Annotated in this window: 2 protein-coding genes and 1 pseudogene; all 3 read left to right on the plus strand. The window is 64.3% G+C overall.

The window, feature by feature from the left end:
• A partial coding sequence (locus tag EN914_RS35990) for a DUF429 domain-containing protein (protein WP_127389714.1) occupies nucleotides 1-162 on the plus strand: 162 nt, incomplete at its 5' end.
• 148 nt (nucleotides 163-310) lie between these two features.
• Nucleotides 311-955 carry a carbonic anhydrase gene (locus EN914_RS35995; RefSeq protein ID WP_023811712.1) on the plus strand — a complete coding sequence of 215 codons (645 nt, stop codon included), beginning with the start codon at nucleotides 311-313 and terminating at the stop codon, nucleotides 953-955.
• A pseudogene (locus EN914_RS36000) lies at nucleotides 952-1,217 on the plus strand (nuclear transport factor 2 family protein); the annotation flags it as partial. The gene EN914_RS35995 and the pseudogene EN914_RS36000, both read left to right, overlap by 4 nt.

Here is a 1,217-nt window from a genome sequence, read left to right on the forward strand (position 1 = left end):
TTTCTCGACCAGCCGCCGCCCCGCGGTGCCGCCGCTGATGACTTCCTCGACGCAGCCGCGATGACGCTGATCGCCGGTCGCATCGTCGGCGGCGAGGCGCGGCCGTTTCCCGACCCGCCGGGCCGCGACAGCTTTGGCATTCCCGTCGCCATCTGGGCGTGACGCTGTTGGCCACGGTTGCGCTCGATGCATGGCATTTCTAGCCAGCCCTCATAATTCTGCATTGCTCGCGACCGGCTTTTGCCGCTAGAGCCTCTCTAGACCGCAACGAGCTGCCGCATCCAACCCGGAAAGGCTCCAGACGCCGCCCATGTCCCATCTCCCTGAACATCTTCTCGCCGGCTATCGCAATTTCATGAATGGCCGCTACCTCACCGAGAGCGGGCGCTATCGCGATCTCGCTCGCGAAGGCCAGGCGCCGGAGACGATGATCGTCGCCTGCTGCGATTCGCGTTCGGCGCCCGAGGCGATCTTCGACGCTGGGCCGGGCGAACTCTTCGTTCTGCGCAATGTCGGCAATCTGGTGCCGCCCTATGCACCCGACGGCGAGTTCCACTCGACCTCGGCGGCGCTTGAATTCGCCGTGCAGAGCCTCAAGGTCAAGAACATCGTCGTCATGGGCCATGGCCGCTGTGGCGGCATCCGTGCAGCGCTCGACACCAATTCCGCGCCGCTGTCGCCGGGCGACTTCATCGGCAAGTGGATGAGCCTGATCGCGCCGGCGGCCGAAACCGTCTCCTCCAGCACCTTCATGACCGCTTCGGAGCGCCAGACCGCGCTGGAGCGCATCTCGATCCGCTATTCCATCGCCAACCTCAGAACCTTTCCCTGCGTCTCGATTCTCGAAGGCAAGGGACGGCTGTCGCTGCATGGGGCCTGGTTCGATATCTCGACCGGCGAACTCTGGACGATGAACAAGGAGACTGGCGATTTCGAACGGCCGGAACTGGGATGAACGCGGCGGCGCGCAAGCTGGTGAACATCAGGTCGGTCGCTTTTGCGGCGGCCGCACTGCTGCTGGCGATTATTGCCGCCCGCGCCGATGATCGTGCCCTCATCAGCCGCTGGTATTCGGCGCTGCTGGTCGCCGACCGCACGGAACTGTCCGACCTGCTCGCCGACGATGTCCGCATCAAGCTGGACGACCTCGGCATCGTGCAAAGCAAGCAGGAATTCATCGCTTCGATCGACGAATGGAAAGGTGCCGTTGCCGGTGC

It is taken from the genome of Mesorhizobium sp. M7A.F.Ca.CA.001.08.2.1 (assembly GCF_003998455.1).
GTDB lineage: Bacteria > Pseudomonadota > Alphaproteobacteria > Rhizobiales > Rhizobiaceae > Mesorhizobium > Mesorhizobium ciceri.